The sequence below is a fragment of the Bradyrhizobium sp. SYSU BS000235 genome (assembly GCF_049747295.1).
Lineage (GTDB): Bacteria > Pseudomonadota > Alphaproteobacteria > Rhizobiales > Xanthobacteraceae > Afipia.
In genome coordinates, this window is sequence record NZ_JBMHJM010000001.1 from 4,092,119 (window position 1) to 4,113,511 (window position 21,393).

Consider the following 21,393-nt stretch of genomic DNA (forward strand, 5'->3'; position numbering starts at 1 on the left):
TGCATTGGGGTCTCGCCGCGCAAAGAAAAGTTCTGCGGAACCGCGCCTGAGTGGCCAAAACGGGCATGGTGTGCATAGTGGCGGGATGCGATCCGTCTCGGGACATCGTCGCGACATCGATTGGCTGAGAGCCGTCGCCGTTATTACGGTGATCGGGTTTCATTTTGAAATTCCCGGTTTTCGGGGCGGCTTCGTTGGCGTCGACATCTTCTTTGTGATTTCGGGTCTGTTGATCGGCCGGATCATCCAGTCGGAAATGGCGGCCGGAACGTTCTCGTTCCTGGCGTTTTACGAGCGCCGCATTCGCCGGCTTATTCCCGCGCTCTACGTCATGCTGATCATTGTCGCGGTGGTGGGTGGCGGTGTGCTGTTCGGGGCCGAGCGGTCGGATTTCCTGCGCTCCATTCTCGGCGTCGCCACCTTCACGTCGAACATCATGTTCTGGTCGCAGAGCGGATATTTCGCTCGCGCAGCCGCGGAGAAACCGCTGCTTCACACCTGGTCGCTCGGTATCGAGGAGCAGTTTTACATTCTGCTGCCGCTCGTGCTGTGGCTGCTGTTTCGCATTCAGAACATCGTCGTTCGCCGCGCATGCATCGCCGCCACGGCTGTCTGTTCGCTCATTCTCAGCCAATGGCTTTTGCAGCGGGACACCGCCGGCGCTTTCTTTCTCCTTCAGTCCCGTGCGTGGGAATTGCTCGCAGGCGTGATGCTGACATGGCTGCCCGCGATGCGGCTTGGCTGGATCGCGCATGCCTTGCGCGTCATGGGCCTGATGCTCGTTGTCGTTGCGGTGTTGTCCTACACGCCGCGTAGTCCATTCCCCGGCCTCAATGCTCTGCTGCCGGTTGCGGGCGCGGCCTTGTTCCTTTCGGCAGGGCCCACGTCCTTGCGCGCGCGCCCTGTCGAACTCATCGGCCAGATGTCCTATTCACTCTATCTCTGGCATTGGCCGATCTTCACGCTCGCAAAGCTTTCTTCCGTCACGCAGACCGTAGCCGCAGCAGAAAAGCTGGCTCTGTTCGCGCTGCTCGCTGCAGCGGCCTCCGCATCCTACTTCCTGATCGAGCGCCGCTTTCGCTACGCGCGCGTTCGGCAGCGGACCGTTTTCGTCGGCTCCGCTGCAGCGACCGCGCTGCTCGTGGCAGTCGCCGTTCTCGGAACAAGCAGTGCGATTGTGTCCGGCACACGGACTGCGCTCAAGTACGATGCGCCTTTGGGACCGATCGACGTGGGTTCCTGTTTTGCGCAGGATTGGGTGAACAACAAGCACCCTGAATGCTTTTCCTTCGACAAGGAGAAGCAGGTCGTCTTGCTGTGGGGCGACAGCTTTGCGGCTCAATACTACCCTGGGCTGAAAGGCGAAATCACCGACAACACGGCTCTGCTGCAAGCGACGGCCGGCGCATGCTTTCCGACGTTCCAGCCGGTGTTCAAGCAAAGAGATTTCTGCGACGCCCTCGCGAGCCAAGTCGGGAGCTTTCTGGAAGTCACTCCAGCGCGATTACTGATCATGTCGGCGGATTGGTGGGGCTACAGCCGGCAAGTCGGAACTGCGAAGTTCATCGCGAGTCTCAAAGCGACGATCGCGGCGGCAAGGGGGCCTGTCGTGCTCATTGGTCCGTCTGCTCAGTTCAGAGGTTGGCTACCGTCCATCCTCGGCCGCGCGTATGCGCGCACTAGAAAACTGCCGGCGTCACAAGACATTCTGGTGGATGATCTCGCGAAACTGGATCGCGAGATGAAATCGGCATTCTCGTCAATCGAGGGCGTCACTTACGTCTCGGCACTGGATATCATTTGTCCGCACGAGGATTGCCCTCTCGTTATCGGGAACGACGTTCCTCTGACTTGGGACCACGCCCACTTGACGCTGGAGGGCTCAAAGTACACGGCCCATCTCATGGCGCCGCTGATTTTTTCGCGCAAAGTCGCGGAGCCGTAGGTGCTGCGTTTCGATGATTTCGCAGGATAGCTGATCGCCACGACGCGACAGGTGAAGACCGCGTGTCATCGCATCGCGGTTTGCATCGATGGTGAATGGTCGCCGCTGGGCCAAAACAAAAGTACGGCGCTGCCGGTGATCTTAAGCAGCCCGCCAACAATGGTCCCGGAGAAACGTTCATGTCCGATTGACCACTCAGGAAAGTAGGTCGCGACAGCGCAATCAACGAGGATGGCGGCGATCCATGCCGGGACAACACAGACCGGATCCCATCCGATGTCCCGAATTCGCATGCAGTTGAGTGAAAGATTGATCAGGAAGAACGTGATGAACGCGACCATCATCGGCCATGTCTGGATATGCGCGAACGAGGCGGTTTTTGCTGTCATTATCGGGTGAAGGCCGGCCATGATCAGGATCGTGAAAGCGATCCATGCAACGATGAACAAGGCCACATTGGCCTTGAAATAAGCCAGCCGGCCCATCCGCGCGTTGAAACCGAAAATGTAATCCAACATGTTTCGATCGCCCTCACATGATGAAATGTTCGGGAGATCAGGCGGTCTCTCCAAAATGGATCGACCACAAGTCGCCCTCGCGCAATATTCAACCATCGAGTGCCTTAATGTCGGATGCGGCGATCGTCTCAAATTTTAAGTATTGAGGCAGAAGGCTCAGGATCGTTGCGAGAAGACACAGCCGCACATTCCGACGCGCGACTGCGTCGGCTCTTGGTGCCAAGCTCTGACACCGCGTGTCACGCGTCGAGCAGGGCGGTGCCATAAAAGTTGTCGATGACGCAAAGCCATTTGCCATGGCCACTTTTACGAAAAACATGCGTCGCACGTCCCACGATGGAGGTACTGACGCCGTCGGCATCCACCGTGTCAACGATGCTCTCCATGATGACGAGCGCGGTGTTGCCGCTTTCGATCACCTTCATGTTGCCTTGCCTGATTGTCATCTGGCGCTTGAAGTGATCGGCGATGGCGACAAGCGTCTTCTGGATCCGCTCTTTGCCGGTGACACTCTGTCCCGGCCTTACCACCATCGTGGCGTCCTCAGCGTAGAACGCCATCACCGCCTCGAAATCTTCGGCCATGATGGCGCGATCCGCGGCTTCGATCACTTGTCTCAGTTCATGCTCTGACATGTCCGTCTCTCGTTGGGCCTTTCGAGACGGACAACAAAAAACCCGCCTCGGGGCGGGTTGCTCATCTTAGGAAAGGACGCGCGATCACCCACCATTCAATGAATGGTGCGAATAATCCGCAAGGCGCTGGTGCGACGTTTGTCCATGCGGGCCATGTATCACATTCGGGCACGCAGTCCAATCGCCCGGACATATAATGTTGTCGACTTCATTCACGTGGGCTGTCTAAGCGGCAAAAGATGATATGTTGCACGCCGATTACCGTCCGCTGGGCAGTCTGGTGTCCCGAATCCAAAGTTCGCTTTATCGTGCAGCGCGCTCCGTAGCGAACTTTGGATTCGAGAGGACACCAGTAGATTTATAATACCAGTGTGGTTTAGGTTCAGAAGTTCGCCGGAAGGACTCGCAAGGAAAATTGAGCGAACTTCTGAACCACCACACTGGCGGTCCGGTTTGTCTGAACGAAAGGTCCCCGCACGATGGAAATGCCGCGTAACCGCTTCAAGTCCGCGATCAAGCAGGGCAAGTTGCAGATCGGCCTGTGGAATAGCCTCTGCAGCCCGTTTGCGACTGACGTGATCGCCGACAGCGGATTCGACTGGATCCTGCTCGACACCGAGCATGCGCCGAACGAAATTCCGAACGTGCTGGGGCAATTGCAAGCGCTCTCCACCAGCACCGCGACGCCCATCGTGCGGCCGGCGTGGAATGACACAGTCCTGCTGAAACGCGTGCTCGACATCGGCGCACAAGCGGTGCTGGTGCCGTTCGTGCAGAATGCGGAAGAGGCGAAGCGCGCGGTTGCGGCGTGTCAGTATCCGCCATCGGGCGTGCGCGGTGTCACCGGCTCGGGCCGGGCCAGCCGCTTCGGCCGCGTGAAGGATTACCTGAAGCACGCCAACGATGAAATCTGCGTGCTGGTGCAGGTCGAGACCTCGGAAGCGATCAGCCACCTTGAAGAGATCGCGGCGGTGCCGGGCATCGACGGTATCTTCGTGGGGCCTGCAGACCTCGCAGCCTCCATGGGCCACATCGGCAATTCTGCGCATCCGGATGTGCAGGCCGCTATTCAAGACGTGGTGACGCGCCTGAAGAAAGTCGGCAAGCCCGCCGGCATCCTCACGCCGAACGAGGCGGAAGCTGATCGCTACATCGATTGGGGTTACACTTTTGTGGCTGTCGGCAGCGACTTGGGCCTCTTGTCAAAGAACGCCGACGCACTGGCCAAGCGCTTTGCTGCGGCCAAGAAGGGTTGAGAAAATACCGACGTGAACGCGTAGTGCGGTTTCGGATCCGGCGGGGTGTGAGCTCCGCCGGATTTGTTAAGGCACCGCGCGCGTCGTGCGAAATCGCACGGCTACCGAGCCCGCCGTTTGGCATCATTCGAGCCGGCTCCGGCTTGCAGACTGGCTCTCCATTTTCCGGCTTTGATCTGCTTGAGCGTGAGCGCCTCGATGCATTTGATCAGCTCCTGAATCGCGGGCGTGTGCTCACGGTCGCGGGAAATGGCGAGCATCCATTTGACTGACATGCCCCGAATGGGAATAGCTGTCAGCAGGCCTAACGACACATCGTGTTGAACTGCCGCTCTTGGCAGGATGGCGGATCCAACGCCTCGCCTGGCAAGCTCAAGCAGCATCAAGAGGGTATTGGTTTCCGCGGCGATGTTTGGCTGAAGATCGAGTTGCTGAAAGGCGACATCGACCCGCCAGCGAATGTAATTGGGAAGTCTATACAGGACGAGCGGCAGTGCTGAGATGTCGGACATCGTCAGCCGCGATTTGGACGGCGAACAGGCCGGAGCACTTGCAAGCACCATTTCCTCGATCGCCAGGATTTTAACCGACGTGTTTCTCAGGTGCGATCGCGTCGAAAACATCAACGCCATGTCAAGTTCGCCGTCGATGAGCTTCTCGCCGACGAGATTGCTGATCCCTTCGTGAATGAAGAGATTCACCCGCGGAAACTTCCTGCAGTACATTTCGATGAGCGGCCCGTTGATGACGGCCACCAGGGAAGGCGGTAACCCGATCGCCACGCTCCCGCTCGGTTCACGATCGAGCGCTGCAACATCCTCTTGCAACTCATCAAGCTGCCGAACCACGCTCAGCGCCCTGGTGCTCAGCGTGAGCCCTGCGGGCGTAAGGCTGATTCCGCGCTGATGTCGGACGAACAGCTGCGCGTGGAGCTCGCGCTCTAATAGAGCGATGCGTCTGCTGAGCGTTGGCTGGGTCAGGTTCAATACCTGTGCAGCTCTCCCGAAACTTCCGAGTTCGGCGATCCTCAGAAAGCAGCGTAGCGACTGGGCATCCATCAATCACCCCGGAAGCGCGTAAGCAACACCGATACAGAAGTGCCGGAAGTCGCCGTTCAACTGCATTGTCCAGGCGTGAGTGCGCCTGGAAACGCGCGTTGATCATACAGAAAATGCATCACAGCGATAGCTGGTTTGTCGGATTTCAATGGGCACCTGATCCCTATAGTGGCCTCGCTTGTCGATACCGCGGCGATGCTGCAATTGATGGAGGGCGTCTCATGAATGTGACTGTGAAGCCAGAATACATCGAGGCCGATGGCACAACATTGACCGGAAGGTTTCCGGTCAGCTTCGAGTTGGAGGGATATTCCTCGGGAAAAAGAAGAAACGATGTCAAGGTCGGGATGGTGGAACCGGCGCGTCTGCAACTCTGGGATCTTGCAAGCGATGAAGGAAGGTTTCATGGAGGCGACGAAACCGCGCCCAAACCGCTCGCACTCTTCACGGCCGGAGTAGTCACCTGTTTCATGACTCAGATGCGTACTTTCGCGCGACAGTGCGGCGTGCAGGTTCGTGGGTTGAACACGAAGGCCAGGTTTGAATGGTACGCGCAACGTAACGGTCAGGACCCTTACGTCGCGCACCCCAACAAATTCGTGCTCGATATTGAATTCGATACTGACTCTTCGCTGGAAGCACAGAAGCATCTGATCAGAACCGCTGCAAAAGGCTGCTTCGCGGAACAGATCCTGTCAGTTGACCTGGTGCACCGCCTCAAGCATGGCGATGAATGGGTTGTGTGCGAACTCGATTAGCTCTTTGGCCGTCGAGGACAAGCGCCCGCTTAGGTCGCGAGAGCAGTCTATGCCTGTTCGCGGGTCGGCATCAGTGAGTTGTGTTGGTGCCGGCAGCGAACCCGCTCAAAAACAAAAAACAAAAAAATCTAAGGAAGAGCATCCATATTGTCCGCGCCCGATCGGCACGCGAACCTGATAAGCGAAGCCTTATCACCTGAAGCTTGCCTCGGTCGGATTGCTGCGACGTGGGTTTGCGCGCAAGCGTCCCAGATATCGATACAGCAGCACAATCCATTGTTGATCTCGCTGATTGAGACAATTGCCGTTGGTGAGTGGGATCGCGATTCATCTCGCGAGAGCTCAGCGAACATTCGTAAAAGAAATCGGGTGGCGTTTGTGAGGTCAGATGCATGAGTCGCATCGCGATCGTGCGCATCACACTGGTTCATTCATTTCAGTTTCTGAAATTTTCAGCGCGCGCATTCCATGAATTGAAATTTCGATTGCGATGAGCAGCAAAGTCAGCAGAAAAAAATCGTTCTTTCTTTATCGATGATTGACTCGCGATGCGCTCTTCCTAGAGTGATCGCACGCAATCTCTTATCTGAAAATTTCACTGCTTATGTAGCGCTGACAATGACGTTCCCATTGTGGAGCGGCTGCCCGTTCGCTCGTCGAAATTCATCCGGTTGTCGAAGGAATATCGTCATGGCTGGCAATGATTTGAAGCAAGATAAAACTGCAGTTGAAAATGAGCTGACGCGACGCGATTTCATCGACCGCTCTCTCGCGGTGGGCGCCTCGGCGGCAGCCGCGACAGCTTTCCCTGAAAGCGTATTCGCGGCGAAAGCAAATGAACCGATGCCGATGTCGATCAGCGAAGCCGGCAAGCGGATGCGGGATGGCTCACTGTCGTGCGTCGATCTGACGAAAGCCTATTACCACTACATCGAGATGTATCAGCCGAAGCTGAACATGTTCATCTCGCAGCTCAAAGACGAGGCATTGAAGACAGCGGCCGAGCGCGATGCCGAGCTTAAGCGGGGCAAAGATCGTGGCCCGCTGCACGGCATTCCGATCCTGGTGAAGGATCTCTACGATATGGCGGGGACGATCACCACGGTCGGATCCAAAGCCTTTGTCGATCGCCGTTCCACCGAGGATGCGACGTCAGTGCACCACCTGTTGGAGGCGGGCGTCGTTGTCCTCGGCAAGACCAACATGAATGAATTCGCCGCGGGCGTGTCCGGCACCAACGCCTATTTCGGCGACTGCCATAATCCCTGGGCGCTCGATCGTTCGCCGGGAGGATCGTCAAGCGGCAATGGTGCGGCGTTGGCCGCAGGCATCGGCTTCGGCGGCACATCCAGCGACACCGGAGGTTCGATCCGCGTGCCCGCGAGCTGGTGTGGCATCGCCGGCATCCGCCCGACCTATGGCCTCGTCAGCCTGCACGGACTTTTCCCGCGTGCTTATAGTCTGGACTGTGCAGGTCCGCTGGCCCGCAACGTGTTCGATCTCGCGCTGCTGTTGGACGCGATGGCAGGCTATGACCCTCTCGACAAGTCTTCCGCGCTGGCACAGCGGACGAAATCCTATACCGAGGATATCAGGGGTGGCGTGAAGGGCGTCACCTTCGCGACGGTGAAGAACTATACATACAAGAATGTCGACAAGCCGGTGGCCGACGCCGTGGCGGCCGCGGCCGAGAAGCTCAAAGGTCTTGGCGCCAAGGTGACCGAGATCGAGATCAAACCGCTGGAAGGCGAGCTCGACTACAACAAGCTATTCACTAACATCCTTCTCTATGAGTTCAACCAGATCCTCGGTGAAAAATATAACAGCACGCCGAATGCGGCTGAACTCTACGGCCCGATCGTGACCAACAATATCGCGGTTGGATCGAAGGTCTCGCGCGAAACCTATGAACGCACCATGGCCGAGCGGCCTGCGATCATCGCGCAGTTGAAAGAGGCCTTTAGTCATGTCGATGCACTGTTGATGCCGGCACTCCCAACCACGGCTCCGCTGTTGAAAGCCTCTGCGCAGGATTACGGGCGCGGGCGGCAATTCACGATTCCCTTCAGTTACGCGGCGCTTCCCTCAGCGGTGGTGCCGTGCGGATTTGATCCTGAGGGATTGCCGATCGGGCTCCAGATCGTCGGCAATCACTTCAGCGAGGCCGCGCTGTTGCGGATGGCTTACGCCTATGAACAGGCGACGGACTTTCACACCAAGTGTCCGCCGCTCTTCGCAAAGACCGTTCCTGCTTAAGGGGGCCGCCAACGTGCTGCACCAACTTGCAGCTCAAATCAGCCGTTCATAAAAAACGAAAAACAACGCGGGAGAAAATCCATGTTGAGGGCCGCAATAGGCTTGGGAATTCCCTTTACGGCAGTTGTTCTGCTGCTTCCTTACATCAATACGTTTGACTTCACGTTTCTCAACATCCCGTTCCTTTATCTCTGGATGTTCTCCTGGTTGATCCTGACAAGCGTGTGTCTGTGCAGCTGCTGGTGGTTTTTTGACCGGCATAGGCCCGAAGAACATTGAACGGACGGCGGGGAGTTCACCATGGCAACAATTGTTTTTGCAGCTTTGATTGTCCTGTCGCTTGCGCTCGCCCTTGCTTCAAAAGGCGGCCACCATCCCAATAGCGCGAAGGATTTCTTTATCGCGTCCAGGCAATTCGGAAGCTGGCTGGTTTTCTTTCTTGTCGTTGGCGAAGTCTACAGCATCGGGACAATCATCGGCTTCCCCGGAGGGATTTATGCCAAGGGAGGAACATACGGCATCTGGTTTCTGGGCTACATTCTGCTGGCTTATCCAGTCGGCTATTTTCTCAATCCCTGGATATGGCGGGCCGGCAAGCGCTATGACGCAGTGACTTTGCCGGATGTGTTCAAGGGCCACTTTGCTGGCCAATATGGACGCCGCGCGCTGGAGCTGACTGCAACGATTGCGGCGATTACGTTTCTTGTTCCTTGGGGGCAGATCCAGTTCGGCGGCATCATTGTCGCATTGCATGGCCTTGGCTGGGATATCGACTCCCGCGCCTTGGCCGTTGTGGCCGCCATTCTCGCATTTTGTTATGTGGCCATCTCCGGCATTCGCGCGCCGGCCTACGTCGCCATTCTCAAAGACATTCTGATGATGGCGGCGATCGTCATCACGGGGATGGCCGCGGTCACGGCCGTCGGCGGCGTCAGTCCCATTTTTGAGGCGGCCAAATCCGCTGCAAACAACCATCTGGACCAGCAAGAGTTGCGATTCACGATGTCGACCATCCTTTTTCAAGCTCTCGGATTTTGGCTCCTGCCTTTCAATGTCCAGGGGATTTTCACGGCCAGATCGGAGCAAACGGTCCGCCGCACGCAAATGGTCATGCCGCTCTACATGCTCATGTTTCCGTTTTTGGTGGTCACGGCCTACTACGCTTTAGAACATCATGTTGTCGGCGGTGGAGCGGCGAACAATGCGTTCATTGCGGCGGCTGTTCATCTGTTGCCGGGATGGGCGATCGGCATCATCGCCGCGGGGGCGTCGCTGTCCGGATTGCTCGTGCTTGCCGGAATCTGCCTGGCGATCGGACCGTTGGTCTCGCGCAATCTGTTCAGTCACATTCCCGAGCAGAAGCAGCGCGGCGTCACGAAAGTGATCGTCGCCGGCTATCTGCTTGTTTCGATTGCTCTCACGCTGTTCGCGCCAACCTTGCTCCTGACGGTCAACAACACGGCGTTCTTTGGCATGACTCAGTTCTTCCCGGGAGTGCTTTGTGTGCTTTTCTTCAAACGCGCCAATCCGATTGCCATCGCTGTGGGGATGGTCGTGGCCGATGTGCTGTGCATCGCGTTTTACGTGATGCAGACGCCGCTCTATGGGATCAACATTGGCCTGGTAGGCCTCATCATCAATATCTGTATCGTGGCGGCGGGCAGTTTTGCAGCGCTGATCTTGAAAGGTGAAATGCCCAATCCGATACCTGTGGCGTATCAACCGGCGAAAGTGCTGCAACCTTCAGAGTGACGGATAACGAGTCGTGCGGCGGCAGCCAAGGAGCGGGGCCGCTCGCGGCGCATGGTTCAATCTCGATTGAGCAGGATGTGTTCAGCAGCTCAGGCGATTGTTCGCCCTGACGCGCGTGGCTACGTCAGGGAGAGCCAAAGTACCGTAATTGCGGCCGCTGCGCCGCCAAGCCCGAGGACCCAGTCCAGGGGTTCGAGGAGGCGCGGAGGCTCTTGTAACTCATTGTCATTCATCAGATGCGAACGGGCGGGGGCTTGAATTGTTCCCCGATCCCTTCCGCTGCACTGCACACATGGAAGGCGCACGCCCAGAGAATTCCGCGCATGAGCCATGAGACGGTGAGGCTCAAAATCGCATCGTCACCAAGAGCAAAATGTTATAACGCTGGCCGCTGATTTACCAGTTGGGCAAGGCGTCTTCGTGGATCTCCGTCAACTTCGAACGTTCCGGTCAGTGGCGGAGCTCGGAAGCCTCAGCAAGGCTGCGGACAGGCTTCGCGTCGCGCAGCCCGCACTCAGCCGCCAGATCAAATTGCTCGAGCACGAACTGCGGGTCGAGCTGTTCACCCGCAATGGGCGCGGCATGGTGCTCACCAGCGCGGGGCAGCTTCTGCTCGACCGCACCGCGGGTCTTGTCCGTCAGATCGAGCAGGTGCGCGACGATCTGCAATCCGCCGGCGGTACGCCGTCGGGCAGGGTGGTGCTGGGCCTTGTGCCGACCGTGAGCCGCGTGCTCTCTGCGCGCTTCGCACGCCGCGTCATCGAGACGCTGCCGGATATCTCGCTGCTCGTGGTCGAGAGCTATGGCGGTCATCTGGTCGAATGGATTCATCGCGGCGAGATGGATCTCGCCATTACTTATGGTCCGTCGGTCGATTTGCATCTGACGGTCGAGACGCTTGGCCGCGAGGATATCGTTGCCGTCGGTCCGCCCGGCAGCGGCTTGAAGGAGCGCGGCGAGGTCAATATCGGCTGGATCGCCGAACAAAAACTGGTGTTGCCGAGTCATTCCCATGGCCTGCGCACGTTGATCGAGCGCGCTGCGGCACGCAAGAACTTGCAGCTTCAAATCTTGATGGAGGCGGATTCGTTTCGCGTGCTGACCAGCATTGTGGAAGAGGGCATCGGTTTCACGTTGCTGCCGCCGTCGGCCGTGCGCACCGAAGTGGCGGAGGGCAGGCTTGAGGCCGCGACCATCGCAAAGCCCAGCATCACGCGCGAACTCATCCTCGCGTCGCCCGCCGACCGGCCGGCGTCGGTGGCGACGACGACGATCTCCGCGTTGATCCGCAGCGAAATCGAAAGCATTGCTGCGGAAGGGTTGTGGAATATCCGGATGGACAACTAGTGCGGCGGTTCTAACGTTCGCATCCCGCCCCGGCGGGCACTCTGGCGAACGTTAATGTCGGCGTGTCGCAACACGATATGACAAACTCGCGGAGACAGCGCCCTAGCAAAGTTACGTTCTCATGCGATAAAGTCCTCGCATAATGATCGGGACGGAATTGCCAATCAAAATCCATTAGGAGAGCGCTTTGCGTAAATTTCAGCAATCGGTGCGCGCGTTGGGCGCGTTCTTCGCTTTCTGTGGCCTCGCGGGGCAACCGGCCTTTGCCGATGGATCCGTGTCGTCCTTGCGCATGGGCTATGGTGCGCGCAATCCGGCCGAATTTGCGCAATTCCAGTCGGTGATACAGCAGTATAATGCGTCCGGTGAGCGCTTTCGCATTGACAGTCACTGTTAATCCGCCTGCACCATGTTTCTTTCGATACGCAATGTCTGCGTCTCGCCGGGGGCGACGCTATTGTTTCACGCTGGCGGCAACAGGCAAAAGGGCATCAGCCCCGGCTACACGCAACAAATGCTCAGCACCTACAATGCCGCCTTGCAGCAGTATGTCACTGCCAACCATTTTATGGATACGTTCGACTTTCATTCGATTTCAGGTCGCGACATCATCAAGCGCTTCGGCTACCGAGCCTGCCGGTAGGCAAGCTGGCGGAGAACCCAACTTCTAGATCACCACACGAGTGCAGGGACTCCGCCTGATGAGGTCGCGCCCGATCACGTCACCGCAAAGCCGAGGTGCTGGCGCATCCGGTTCTTGACGTAGGTGCCGTCACGCGGCGGCAGCACACGTTCAGGATTGCCCGGTGCGATCATGATTCGCGCGAAGCGCGTGCCGTTGCCCCTGTCGTACATTTTCGGACGGAAATCGGCGACGCCTTTCATGTCCGTGATCTGCGTCACGGAGGCGAAGCCTGCGCCTTGCGCAATCAGATCGAGACGTGCGCCGAGGCCTGAATGGCTGAGCTGCATGCCGGTCTCGCCGAAGTGTCCGTTGTCGAGCACGACAATCGAGAGGTTGGCGGGCTTCTTTGCGGCCGCGGTGAGCAGACCGCCGATGCCCATCAGGGCTTCGCCGTCGCCGGTAATCACCGCCACCGGACGCTGCGGTCGTGCCAGCGCAAGGCCGAGGCCGACCATCGCCGCGCCACCCATCGCGCCCCAGAGATAGAAGTTGCCGTCATGCTCGCCCGCGGCGAACACGTCGTAGGAGGGCGAGCCCAATCCGGTGACGACCAGCAGATCTTTCCGATCGGCGAGGAGAGTCTTGACGGCCTCGCGGCGATCCAGCGTTCCGAATGTTGCAGTCATCACTTGCTCGTCCACTTCTTGCGGCCAATCATACGCTGCGAAATCAGCACCGCGACCTGTTGATCGCCCTCAAAAGCCAGGCTGGCAGCGTTGGAGACCACGTCGCCCGCTTCTTCGGCATTGTGAATGCGAAACACGGTCACGCCCATCAGCTCGAATGCGCCTTGCGTCGCGCTGCCCATGGGGATCTGCCACGGATTGAACTCGGCCCATTCGCCGCGCATGGTGACGATGGTCAGCAGCGGCAAGCGGCAGGAGTTCATCAGCGACAGCATGTTGACGCAATTGCCGACGCCGCTCGATTGCATCAGCAGCGCGGAGCGGTTGCCGCCGAGCCAGGCTCCGGCGCACAGCGCCACGCCTTCTTCCTCGGTGGTGAGCACCGTGGTCTGAATGTCTTTGTCCTGATGCGACAGGTTGATCAGCCGCGAGTGGCCGGCATCAGGCACGTAGCAGACCTGACGGACGTCAAAACTCTTCAAGGTGTTGTAAATATCGAGTGGCCAGTCGCGGCCCGTCGTCGTCTCAGCAACAGCGTCCATCACATCCTCGTGGAACCTGAGCACTCGCGGTGCCCGACCTTAACGTCCGATTCGGCCGTCAAGCTATCTGTGGGAAGCGAACTTCTGAACCACCACACTGGTATGGCATCGTTTCCGGCCACGCACCTTCGCATCTCATTCGAGCTGTCATGCCGATCTTTTATAGGTGGCCAAGGCATCCGGCGGGGTACGACTGGCTGCAAATGACGGCCTGCGGCTTTGAATCCTTAAGCGAATTCCCGGCCAGGTTGAGTTTCCAAAAGCGGAGAGGCGAGAATGACGATCCAAGGACATCTGATTGCAGGCGAGTGGGTCGGCGGGTCATCAGCGATGGATAACGTCAATCCGTCCGATACCAACGACATCATCGGTGCGTTTGCGCTGGGAACGGCAACGGATGTCAAGAACGCCATCGCTGCGGCCCGCGCTGCAGCGCCCGCATGGGCGCGCTCGACCACGCAGGTGCGGTCGGACATCCTGTACAAGGTCTCATCGGAATTGCTCGATCGGCGGGAAGAGCTCGGCGAACTGCTGGCGCGCGAGGAAGGCAAGACCCGCGCGGAGGGCATTGGCGAAGTGACCCGCGCGGCGCAGGTGTTTCGCTTTTTTGCCGGAGAAACCGTGCGTATCGCCGGTGAGAAGGTGGCGTCGGTGCGCCCCGGTATCGATGTCGAGATCACCCGCGAGCCGGCCGGCGTCATCGGCATCATCACGCCGTGGAATTTCCCCATCGCCATTCCGGCCTGGAAGATCGCGCCGGCGCTCGCTTACGGCAACACGGTGGTGTTCAAGCCGGCCGAACTGACGCCGGCCAGCGGTCGCATGCTGGTGGACATTATTCAGAAGGCTGGCGCGCCTGCGGGCGTCGTGAATCTGGTGATGGGCACCGGCCCGGTCGTCGGTCAGGCCATTATCGATGGCGTCGATGCCGTGACGTTCACGGGTTCGGTGGCCACCGGCCGCAAGGTGGTGCAGGCCGCCGCCGCGCGGATGATCCGCGTGCAGTGCGAAATGGGCGGCAAGAATCCACTGGTCGTGCTCGACGACGCCGACTTCGACACCGCTGTCAATTGTGCGGTGGATGGATCGTTCTTCCAGACCGGCCAGCGCTGCACCGCCTCGAGCCGCCTGATCGTGACCGAGGGCATTCACGATCGCTTCGTTGCGGCGGTCGCCGAGCGGCTCGACAAGCTGGTGATCGACCACAGCCTGAAGCCGACAACCCAGGTCGGCCCGGTGGTGGACCAGCGCCAGCTCGATCAGGACCTGAAATACATCGACATCGGTGAAAAGGAAGGCGCGAAGAAGCGCGTCAGCGGTCAGCGCCTCAACCGCGAAACGCCGGGCTTCTATCTGTCGCCGACGCTGTTCACCGAGACCAACAACGCGATGCGGATCAACCGCGAGGAAATCTTCGGACCGGTCGCCTCCGTGATCCGCGTCAAGAACTACGACGAGGCGCTGCATGTCGCCAACGACACTGATTTCGGCCTGTCCGCCGGCATCGTCACCACATCGCAGAAGCATGCCCGCCACTTCCAGGCCAACATCCAGTCCGGCCTGACCATGGTCAACCTCGCCACCGCCGGCCTCGACTATCACGTGCCGTTTGGCGGCCGGAAGGGATCGAGCTACGGTCCGCGCGAGCAGGGCCGCTATGCAGCAGAGTTTTACACCATCGTCAAAACGTCCTACGTCGCTTAAAGAGCGGCGATGATGATGACGCGTGTGGCAACCGCTGCCTGCAAGACAAAATAAAAAGGAGAGAGACGAAATGGAACAGATCGGGTTTATCGGATTGGGCCGCATGGGCCGCCCCATGGCCTCCAATCTTGTCCGGAAGGGCTTCCGCCTCACGGTCAACGATATCAACCTGGACGCCGTGAAGGAGCTTGAACTGCTTCAGGCCAGCAGCGCCCCCACCGTCGCCGAAGTCACGAAGAAGTCCGACATTATCGTCACCATGCTGCCGAACTCCGCCGTCGTGGAAGACGTGATCACGCGCATGGACGGCATCATCGCCAATGCGAAGCCCGGCTCGCTGATCCTTGATATGAGCACCATCGATCCGAACACCACGGATCGCCTGGCACAGGCAGCGGCAGCCAAGGGCATCGGCTTTGTCGATGCGCCGGTGGGCCGTCTCGCCAGCCATGCTGACCGCGGTGAATCACTCTTTATGGTTGGCGGCTCGGTGAAGGATTTCGAGCGCGTGAAGCCGCTGCTCGAGGCCATGGGCACCACGATCTATCACTGCGGCGACGTCGGCACCGGCACCCGCACCAAGATCGTCAACAACTTCCTCGCGGTCTCCTCCTGCCAGATGAACGCGGAAGCGCTCGCGCTGTCGCAGCGCTTCGGCCTCAACCTCGAACGCACACTCGACGTGCTGTACGGCACCACCGCGGTGAACGGCCAATTGAAGATTGCGTGGCCGACCAAGGTGCTGGTGGACGATATCGAACCGGGCTTCACCATCGATCTCGCGCACAAGGACCTGACGCTGGTGATCGATTCCGCCAACGCGGCCAAGGTGCCGATGCCGATGGCGGCTGCCGCACGCGAAGCCTTCAGCACCGCACGCTCCCGTGGCTTCGGCGGCAAGGACTTCTCCGCCATGGTGGACGCGCTGTGCGATCTCGCCGGGATCAAGAAGCCAAGATTGCCCAAGAAGTAACGGACTATCCACGAGATAAGCTGTTGCCCTCCTGAAAAAGCCTCCGGCCGAAAGCCGGAGGCTTTTTTGTTTTCGGCATTCCGCGGCAGGCATCGCAGGAATGAATAGCAGTTATCACGGCTCGGCATTTTGAGATCGTCGGCAGACATCCACAAAGTGCGAGCAAAGGCGAACCAACCGCCCAACAAAAGTCATCGTGAGGAAACGTCCCTATGAACCTGTCCCGCCGCAGCCTGATGCTGGGCTCCGCCGCTGTTGCCGCCGGCGCGTTCGCTCGCCCGGCCTTCTCGCAGACGCCGACCATCAAGATCGGCGTGCTTGCCGACTTCTCCGGTCTTTACACGGATCTGTTAGGCCCTCCGGGCGTCGAATGCGCCAAGCAGGCGGTGGAAGAATTTACCGCCAAGGAAAAAGGCTTCGGGGTCGAGGTCGTTTTCGGCGATCACCAGAACAAGGCCGATGTCGGCTCCGCCATCGTGCGCCGCTGGCTCGATAACGAAAGTGTCGACATGGTCATCGCCGGGCCGAATTCCTCGGTCGGTCTGGCGGCATCGTTCATCTGCAAGGAACGTGACAAGGCGTGTCTGGGCGTCGCGGTCACCTCGACCGATTTCACCGGCAAGCAATGCACGCCGGTCACCGTCAACTGGACCTATGACGGCTATATGTTCTCGAAGGGCGTCGCGCTCGAGATCGTCAAGGGCGGCGGCAAGAAGTGGTTCTTCCTCTCCACCGACAACGCGTTCGGCCTGTCGCTGACCGAGGAAACCAGCCGCTTTGTCGAACAGGCCGGCGGCAAGGTGCTCGGCAATGCCAAGGTGCCGCTCAACGCATCGGACTTCTCGTCATTCCTGCTGGCGGCGCAGAACAGCGGTGCCGACACCCTCGGCCTGTCGATCGGCGGATCGGATCTCGCAACCTGTTTGAAGCAGGGCGGCGAGTTCGGCATCACCAACAAGATGAAAGTCGCGGCGCTGGTGACCTTCCTCAACGACATTCACTCCGTCGGCCTCAACACCATGCAGGGCTTGTTGTTCTCCAACAGCTTCTATTGGGACCTGAACGATCGCACCCGCGCGTTCACCAAGCGCGTGCTGCCGCGCATGAACGGAACCTATCCGGGCATGACGCATGCCGGCTGCTACGGTGTGACGCTGCATTATCTCAAGGCGGTGGCGGCGCTGGGCGCTGCGGCGGCCAAGAAGAGCGGGGCGGCGACGGTGGCCAAGATGAAAGAGCTGCCATCGGATGACGACGCGTTCGGCCCCGGTTCGATCCGCGCCGACGGCCGCGCCGTGCTGCCGGCTTACCTGTTGCAGGTGAAGAAGCCCACCGAGAGTAAAGGCCCGTGGGATTACTGCAAGGTGGTTTCGACCACCTCCGCGGTCGAAGCCACCAAGCCGCTCAATGAGGTCGGCTGTCCGCTGGTGAAGACCTGACGCGTTTTGGCGAGCATGACCGGCATAATGCCGGTCATGGTTTAATTCGGCTGTTCAGTCTTCGCCGCACGCAATCCTGATTTGCGCCACGCCCCCGTCGGTAGCGGTCCGGGTGAGCAGACCTGTCGATTTAACGCGAAAAATCAGCTTTTCCTCCGATGCCCGCGTTGCGGACGCTCTGCTGCTGCGGCTCCGTGCCACGTATCGGCCAGCCCGCCCAGCGCAGTTCGCGGCGATGGTGAGTTGCGTAAGCCGTTCAAACCATTAATACTCCGCGCCTCGCGAACCAAGGCTGGGATACTCTCGTGTCCCGGTTTTGGCATTCGTATGAATTTGGGGCTAGCTCGTTTACGAGTGTCAGAACCTAAGAGACACTGGAAGAATATAAATCTAGTGCGGTTTTGGATCTGACGTTCGTATGACGGACCAGCGGTGAATACTGATACGAACGTCAGATCCACCGCACTGGCCGCTCGCGCACTCAGGTGGGAGGATAAGCGAAATGATGAAGAAGACCGGCGGCCTGATCGCCATGATGGTAGCTGCTTTGCTTGCGGGAGTTGGCACTCCGGCCGAAGCGAAGGACAAGGTCAAGGTCGGTTTCATCGGCCCGCTGACCGGCGGCAATTCGGTGGTCGGCATCGGCGGCCGCAATTCGGCGGATCTCGCCGTTCGCCTGCACAACGCCGATCCGAAGAGCAAATACGACTACGAACTCGTCGTTCTCGATGACGAGTGCAAGCCCAACGTGGCGGTGCAGGTGGCCACCAAGATGGCGACCGATCGCAGCGTGATCGCAGCCGCGACGCATTACTGCTCCGCCACGGCCATCGCCACGGTTGATGTCTACGGGAAATTCAACCTGCCGATCATCGTCTGGGGCGCCGTGCTGCCCGACATTACCTACCGCAAGAAGATCGCGGAGGTGCATCGCGTCAATGGCACGATGATCAACCAGAACGAAGCGAATGCCGAACTGCTGACCAAGCTCGGCTACAAGAACTTTGCCGTCATTCACGACACCACCGACTACGGCAAGGGGCACGAAAAGTATTTCAGGGAGTCCCTGGAGAAGCGTGGCGGCAAGATTGTCGGTACGTTTGGCGTCACTGCCGACCAGCAGGATTTCACCGCCGAACTTACCCAGATCAAGGCGCTCAATCCCGAAGTGATCTATTTCGGCGGTTTGACGCCGATCGGCGTGCGCATCCGTTCGCAGATGGACAAGCTCGGCATCAAGGCGGTGTTCGACGGCACCTCCGGCATTGTTTCCGATGCCTATATCCAGGGCCTGGGCCCGCTCGCCGAAGGCACGCTGGCGTTCCGCGAGGGCGCGCCGACCGAGAAGCTGCCTGGCGGCAAGATGTTCCTCGAGAAATACGCCGAGCAGAAGTATGACGGCGCGCCGGAAGCCTACGGACCCTTCGCATTCGCTGCGATGGACCTGATCATCGACACGATCGAAAAGGTCGGGCCGGATCGCAAGAAGGTCGTGGCCGAATTGGCGAAGGTGGACAACCGCGACTCCATCGTCGGCAAGGTCACCTTCGACGATCACGGCCAGAACACCGTTCCTGTCGTCACCAAATATGTGGTGCAGGACGGCAAGTTCATCGAGTGGGACGACAGCGAATACGCCTCCGGCAAGCGCAAGCTCCCCGGACAGAAGTAAATCCATCTTGAGCGGAGCGGAGTCGTCAGATTCCGTTCCGCTTTTTTCTTTTATCGGGAGTGACGACATGGATGCCGGGCTGATTGCCCAATACATCATGAACGGGCTGATGCTCGGCACGATGTATGCGCTGGTTGCGGTCGGGTTCACGTTGTTTTTCGGCGTGCTCGATGTCATCAAGTTCTCGCATGGTGACGTGCTCACCGTCGGCGCCTTTGTTGCGCTGGCGACCTTCGGCGGGCTGAAGGCCGTCGGTCTGGATTCCAACCCGATCCTGCTGATCGTCATGCTTGTCGTTGCGGTGTTCGCAACCGCGCTGCTCGGCATGGTCATTGCCCGCACCATGGTGCTGCCGCTGCGATCGGCGCCGCCGCTCAACACGCTGCTGATCACGCTGATGCTCGGCACGGTGCTGCGCGAGATGGTGCGGCTGTTCTATCCGGAAGGCGCGAATCCGAAGCCGTTTCCGGCGCTGCTGCCATCCGGCTCGATCAATATCGGTAGCTTCAACCTGCGTTACGACAACCTCATCATGCTGGCCGCCGGCCTCGGCGTGATCGTCGGATTGCAGCTGCTGCTCAACCGGACGCGGCTTGGGCTCGCCATCCGCGCCGTCGCGCAGGACGATGAGACCGCACGCACCATGGGGATCAATTTCACGGTGGTGGTCCTGATCACGTTCGCCATCGGTTCGGGACTGGCGGCCTTCGCCGGCATCATGAACGGGCTCTATTATAACGAGATCAATTTCGGCATCGGTCTTCTGCTCGGCGTCATCGGCTTTGCCGCGGCCATTCTCGGCGGGCTCGGCAGCATTTATGGCGCGATTCTCGGCGGCTTCCTGTTCGCCGCGCTGCAGACCATCGGCGCGGTGGCGCTGCCGTTTGCCAGTGCCTACAAGGATGTGTTCGCCTTCACCGTCGTCATCATCTTCATGGCTTGGCGTCCGACCGGCCTGATCCAGGAAAAGATCAGTGAGCGGGTCTGACATGACTGAAACGAAACTATCCCAAGCGCCGTTGTGGCCGAGCCTCGCCGCACTGGTCCTTGCCACCGGCTATCTCATCGCGCTGCTGGCGGTCGAGGAACAGAACCTGATCATCGGCCTGTTGGCTGCAGCGATTGTCGCGGTTCTCGCGGCAAACTATTTCGGTGCGTTCGGCGCCATTGGCCGCAGCTTCGCGGATCATGAAGGCACTTTCAGCCTGTTCGCGGTGGTCGCGGCCTTCGCGCTTGCCGCTTATTTTCACGACAACCACTTCGTTTTGCTGCTGGTCGTCACCGTGATCCTCACCATCGTGGCGACGCTCGGCCTGAACGTGCAGTTTGGCTATTCGGGCATCGTCAATTTCGCCGGGGCATCGTTCTTCGGCATCGGCGCTTATACGGCGGCCGTGCTCAACGCTCATACGGCGGTACCGACACTGCTGGTGGTGCTGATCGGCGGGGTATGCGCGGCGCTGATCGGCTCGCTGCTGCTGCTGCCGGTGCTGCGCACCCGCGGCCACTATGCGGCACTGGTGACCATCGCTTTCGCACTGCTGTTTAAGACCTTCCTTGAAGTCAACGACGTGCTCGGTGGTCCGCAGGGCCTGCAGGTCGGCGGCATGAGCATCTTCGGCTGGTCGTTCAACGACAACATCTCGATTGGTAGTATCGATCTGTCGTTCTATCTGAACTATTTCCTGATCAGCATGCTGTTGCTGATCGGCGCCTTCGTGCTGGTGCAGCGGCTGGAGCGGAGCTGGATCGGTCTCAACCTCGATGCGCTGCGGCTCGATGAGACCGCGGCCGGCTGCTTCGGCCTCAATATCGCGCGCTGGAAGATCGTCGCGTTCACGCTTGGCAATCTGTTGATCGGCATGGCGGGCGCGCTGTTCGGCATGGTCGGGAGCTTCATTGCACCGAACAACTACACCTTCGCGGATTCGCTGATCCTGGTGTCGATCTTGCTGCTTGGCGGAATCGGCAACGTCTGGGGGATGATCGTGGCGACGATCATCGTCGTGATCGTGCCGGAAAAACTGCAGACCATTCAGGAATATCGCTTCCTGATCTACGCCGTGCTGGTCATTGCGGTGCTGCTGTTCCGGCCGGATGGGTTGCTGCCGCGTCCGGTGCGGCGCTACTTTCCGGGAGCGCAGCCATGAGTGAAGCCATGACGGCCGCGGCCCCGACCACAAACCCGGCCATTCTTGAAGCGCGCGGGCTGACCCGCAGGTTCGGG

At 59.3% G+C, this 21,393-nt stretch carries 20 protein-coding genes; 15 read left to right on the top strand and 5 right to left on the bottom strand.

Translation table 11 applies throughout. The annotated features are described in order from the left end of the window. Positions 1–85: 85 nt before the first annotated feature. Positions 86–1,945: an acyltransferase family protein gene (locus ACP0KA_RS19130; RefSeq protein ID WP_424630310.1), complete on the top strand. Its 1,860-nt coding sequence runs from the start codon at positions 86–88 to the stop codon at positions 1,943–1,945. Between the two features lie 65 nt (positions 1,946–2,010). Here ACP0KA_RS19130 and ACP0KA_RS19135 read toward each other — a convergent pair whose 3' ends face one another. After that, positions 2,011–2,463: a DUF805 domain-containing protein gene (locus tag ACP0KA_RS19135; protein ID WP_424630311.1), complete on the bottom strand. Its 453-nt coding sequence runs from the start codon at positions 2,461–2,463 to the stop codon at positions 2,011–2,013. Positions 2,464–2,702: 239 nt separating this feature from the next. Beyond that, the gene (locus ACP0KA_RS19140) at positions 2,703–3,098 is read right to left on the bottom strand and encodes a YybH family protein (protein WP_424630312.1); all 396 of its coding nucleotides are present in this window, start codon (positions 3,096–3,098) and stop codon (positions 2,703–2,705) included. A 479-nt stretch (positions 3,099–3,577) separates the two neighbouring features. Between ACP0KA_RS19140 and ACP0KA_RS19145 the strand changes: the two genes are divergently transcribed. Continuing rightward, complete coding sequence (locus tag ACP0KA_RS19145) at positions 3,578–4,354, top strand: HpcH/HpaI aldolase family protein (protein ID WP_424630313.1); 777 nt, start codon at positions 3,578–3,580, stop codon at positions 4,352–4,354. Between the two features lie 101 nt (positions 4,355–4,455). On the opposite strand, the gene ACP0KA_RS19150 is transcribed toward ACP0KA_RS19145, so the two are convergent. Beyond that, a complete protein-coding gene (locus ACP0KA_RS19150; RefSeq protein WP_424630314.1) occupies positions 4,456–5,412 on the bottom strand; it encodes a LysR family transcriptional regulator in 957 nt (318 codons plus the stop codon). A gap of 221 nt (positions 5,413–5,633) precedes the next feature. On the opposite strand from ACP0KA_RS19150, the gene ACP0KA_RS19155 reads away from it, so the two are divergent. From ACP0KA_RS19155 to ACP0KA_RS19185, 7 genes are all read left to right on the top strand, one after another. Next, a complete protein-coding gene (locus ACP0KA_RS19155; RefSeq protein WP_424630315.1) occupies positions 5,634–6,170 on the top strand; it encodes an OsmC family protein in 537 nt (178 codons plus the stop codon). Between the two features lie 690 nt (positions 6,171–6,860). Further along, positions 6,861–8,426 (top strand): amidase, encoded by a 1,566-nt coding sequence (locus ACP0KA_RS19160; RefSeq protein WP_424630316.1) that lies wholly within the window; start codon positions 6,861–6,863, stop codon positions 8,424–8,426. 81 nt (positions 8,427–8,507) lie between these two features. Beyond that, a complete protein-coding gene (locus ACP0KA_RS19165; RefSeq protein WP_424630317.1) occupies positions 8,508–8,705 on the top strand; it encodes a DUF3311 domain-containing protein in 198 nt (65 codons plus the stop codon). Positions 8,706–8,726: 21 nt separating this feature from the next. Then, positions 8,727–10,178 carry a sodium:solute symporter family protein gene (locus ACP0KA_RS19170; RefSeq protein ID WP_424630318.1) on the top strand — a complete coding sequence of 484 codons (1,452 nt, stop codon included), beginning with the start codon at positions 8,727–8,729 and terminating at the stop codon, positions 10,176–10,178. A gap of 420 nt (positions 10,179–10,598) precedes the next feature. Beyond that, positions 10,599–11,525: a LysR family transcriptional regulator gene (locus ACP0KA_RS19175; RefSeq protein WP_424630319.1), complete on the top strand. Its 927-nt coding sequence runs from the start codon at positions 10,599–10,601 to the stop codon at positions 11,523–11,525. A gap of 187 nt (positions 11,526–11,712) precedes the next feature. Next, entirely contained in the window at positions 11,713–11,922 is a 210-nt protein-coding gene (locus tag ACP0KA_RS19180) for a hypothetical protein (protein WP_424630320.1), read from the top strand. A gap of 12 nt (positions 11,923–11,934) precedes the next feature. Further along, positions 11,935–12,168 (top strand): hypothetical protein, encoded by a 234-nt coding sequence (locus ACP0KA_RS19185; protein WP_424630321.1) that lies wholly within the window; start codon positions 11,935–11,937, stop codon positions 12,166–12,168. A 74-nt stretch (positions 12,169–12,242) separates the two neighbouring features. Here ACP0KA_RS19185 and ACP0KA_RS19190 read toward each other — a convergent pair whose 3' ends face one another. Both ACP0KA_RS19190 and ACP0KA_RS19195 read right to left on the bottom strand, forming a co-directional pair. Next, on the bottom strand, positions 12,243–12,836 hold the full coding sequence (locus ACP0KA_RS19190; RefSeq protein ID WP_424630322.1) for a thiamine pyrophosphate-dependent enzyme: 594 nt from the start codon (positions 12,834–12,836) through the stop codon (positions 12,243–12,245). Further along, entirely contained in the window at positions 12,836–13,378 is a 543-nt protein-coding gene (locus tag ACP0KA_RS19195; RefSeq protein ID WP_424630323.1) for a phosphonopyruvate decarboxylase, read from the bottom strand. Before ACP0KA_RS19195 ends, ACP0KA_RS19190 begins: the two co-directional genes overlap by 1 nt. A 276-nt stretch (positions 13,379–13,654) precedes the next feature. Here ACP0KA_RS19195 and ACP0KA_RS19200 point away from each other — a divergent pair, with 276 nt between their 5' ends. The 6 genes from ACP0KA_RS19200 (at position 13,655) to ACP0KA_RS19225 (ending at position 21,316) form a co-directional block, all read left to right on the top strand. Then, positions 13,655–15,082 (top strand): aldehyde dehydrogenase family protein, encoded by a 1,428-nt coding sequence (locus ACP0KA_RS19200; protein ID WP_424630324.1) that lies wholly within the window; start codon positions 13,655–13,657, stop codon positions 15,080–15,082. A 70-nt stretch (positions 15,083–15,152) separates the two neighbouring features. Then, a complete protein-coding gene (locus ACP0KA_RS19205; RefSeq protein ID WP_424630325.1) occupies positions 15,153–16,055 on the top strand; it encodes an NAD(P)-dependent oxidoreductase in 903 nt (300 codons plus the stop codon). 212 nt (positions 16,056–16,267) lie between these two features. Continuing rightward, a complete protein-coding gene (locus ACP0KA_RS19210; RefSeq protein WP_424630326.1) occupies positions 16,268–17,494 on the top strand; it encodes an ABC transporter substrate-binding protein in 1,227 nt (408 codons plus the stop codon). Between the two features lie 502 nt (positions 17,495–17,996). Beyond that, complete coding sequence (locus tag ACP0KA_RS19215; RefSeq protein ID WP_424630327.1) at positions 17,997–19,166, top strand: branched-chain amino acid ABC transporter substrate-binding protein; 1,170 nt, start codon at positions 17,997–17,999, stop codon at positions 19,164–19,166. Positions 19,167–19,233: 67 nt separating this feature from the next. Next, positions 19,234–20,154, top strand: coding sequence for a branched-chain amino acid ABC transporter permease (locus tag ACP0KA_RS19220; RefSeq protein ID WP_424630328.1), 921 nt, complete (start codon positions 19,234–19,236; stop codon positions 20,152–20,154). After that, on the top strand, positions 20,141–21,316 hold the full coding sequence (locus ACP0KA_RS19225) for a branched-chain amino acid ABC transporter permease (RefSeq protein ID WP_424630329.1): 1,176 nt from the start codon (positions 20,141–20,143) through the stop codon (positions 21,314–21,316). Before ACP0KA_RS19220 ends, ACP0KA_RS19225 begins: the two co-directional genes overlap by 14 nt. Positions 21,317–21,393 lie beyond the last annotated feature (77 nt).